Below are 2,002 nucleotides of genomic sequence, written 5' to 3'. Positions count from 1 at the left end.
TGCCCTGAATCGATTTATTATCGAGTTCGGTGATCGCCTGATCTGTCACCTGTAATGGAGTTGGCCGTTACTCAGAATTATGTGCAGGCTCGCATTAATTTGATTTGAATTTTCCATTTTCAATTCTCTCCGCAATATCACGTAGCGCTAACTCGACAATATTTGTTATTCTTTTTCTTTCTGAAACCATTGTTTCTTTAGATAGATAAAGAAGGACTTCCTTTGTAAACTCGTTAACTTTTATAGATGATACTGTTTTCTCTCTTTCCTTGCTATCCGGATCGTGCATTTGCCAAGGATATTCAAACATTATGTTTGCTGATTGCTCTTTTGTCTTAACTCCTTCTTCATTTATTAGTTTTCTGCCTTCTTTTGCAGCCTCTTCAGACTTTCTTCTCGTATCCTCAACCCAGCTTGCGACACCTATTTTTTTTGCCATCATCAATTTACCTTCTGATTCAATACTCGAGCTAAAACCCCTTCTATTTCTGCTCTTGATTCACCTATTCTAGTTGTTTTAGCGAAATCAGAATCAAAAATTGTTTTGCTTTGATTGTGTGCATTAATAAAAGCAGCTCTATTTCTTACAACACTTGCTCCATCCTTACGCATTAAAAGGATAAAATCCCGCTCATCCTTTCTTCTCATATCTCCTCTGTTGCAAATTTCTATTACATCGCAACCGTCAAGAATGTGCCTAGCTTTTATATATGCAGCATAATCCAGTCTACATGGAACGACAGGGCATACCACAACATGGCTATCTGGTTTTTCACGATAGCCTGCGGGATAGTCGATAAGTACTAAGTCTGCATTTGGTTTTTCAGAAGGTAATGATTTGACAATAGTGAAGGGAAAATCACCTTGGCCAAATACTGACATATCGTCGTCTTGGACATCCCTGCTCACCACAAGAGTTATTAGCCCTAGCTTGGAGGCGGCGGCAGCTAAGTTGATGGTCATTGTAGTTTTTCCTTGGCCTCCCTTGGGATTCCAAATAGATGCTATTTTCACGTCTTCACCTTCCTACGTTGGACATGTTGTGGATATTCTATCGTTAACATTATCGTGTCCAAGACTTCTAGTCAACAATGGTTTGGACTAGTCTAATCTAGTCCAGATTAGACTAGTCATGTGCTTTGATTTTGCTTTTTTTGGATCCTTAAAGTGTTATGTTGTTTTGTTTTGTGTGACTTGGGTCGCAAAAAATCTGGTCTGACGCAGATCATTACCGTTGATCCAAAACTTGTTATGGTCAAAGATAGCAGGGTGAAATTGATAGGCTCAAAGGATGGGCGCAGCTAGTTAACCGTGTGCTTTTGAGCCCACTTAATTTGAAATGGCGGTTTCCAGAAATGAAGAAGGCCAGCCCTGGCAGGCTGGCCTTCTGAAAGAATTTCCCTAGATAAAGGGTAAACTCCTCAATCACAAGACAGAGTTTACTCTAGGGACTGATCTGGTTCAACCCGCCCATTATGGCGGAGATAAGCGTGTATTCGGACCATAAGTGTTACGCGAAGAACGAACTGCAGCGGGCAACGTGTATTTACCCAGTTTCTAAGCTTGGGTAAAGGGTGTTGCATTTAGATTTACAGGCATTCCAGCCAAGTGGGGCGCATTCCTCTCAAGAGGACATATGCAGAGCTGCTGACACTAACTCGCCAAAAGAGACCCCATTCATGTGGGGGCGATCTCATTACCCGCATCCAGGTCAATGGCTTGGCTCCGGCAATCGCTGTGGCCATCGTCCTGATGCTCCTGCCTGGCACCACTTCAATGAGCCAGAGACCAGGAAACCCTTGCCGCACTTTATCCAAACCTTGATCGACAAGGTGCGTGACTATTATGCCAAGCCCTCGCTCTTACCCACGCTGGCCAATCTGAGCGGCAAGATCAACAAGCTATCGGGCAAACCCCGCCAAAACAGATCAGAAGCTCGTGAAGCTGAAAGCCTGGTCATGCAGGCGATCCTCTCGCGCACCGATTTTGCCAGCCTGCGGGT

Annotated in this window: 2 protein-coding genes and 1 pseudogene; 1 reads left to right on the top strand and 2 read right to left on the bottom strand. The window is 43.7% G+C overall.

Going from position 1 to position 2,002, the window contains the following annotated elements:
• Positions 1–94 precede the first annotated feature (94 nt).
• Positions 95–442, bottom strand: a complete 348-nt coding sequence (locus AXW79_RS01400; protein WP_005321591.1) for a hypothetical protein — start codon at positions 440–442, stop codon at positions 95–97.
• Positions 442–1,014: a ParA family protein gene (locus AXW79_RS21925; RefSeq protein WP_005321586.1), complete on the bottom strand. Its 573-nt coding sequence runs from the start codon at positions 1,012–1,014 to the stop codon at positions 442–444. The genes AXW79_RS01400 and AXW79_RS21925 overlap by 1 nt, the downstream gene beginning before the upstream one ends.
• 785 nt (positions 1,015–1,799) lie before the next feature.
• On the opposite strand from AXW79_RS21925, the pseudogene AXW79_RS01395 reads away from it, so the two are divergent.
• Positions 1,800–2,002 (top strand): annotated as a pseudogene (locus AXW79_RS01395) (plasmid replication protein repA); the annotation flags it as partial.

It is taken from the genome of Aeromonas salmonicida subsp. salmonicida (assembly GCF_001643305.1).
GTDB lineage: Bacteria > Pseudomonadota > Gammaproteobacteria > Enterobacterales > Aeromonadaceae > Aeromonas > Aeromonas salmonicida.
Note: the sequence above shows the minus strand (reverse complement) of the source record. Positions and strands in the feature narration are given on the sequence as shown.

Coding starts and splice junctions, on each gene's coding strand:
- AXW79_RS01400 (WP_005321591.1), bottom strand. CDS start 442: ATGATGGCAAAAAAAATAGGTGTCGCAAGCTGGGTTGAGGATACGAGA.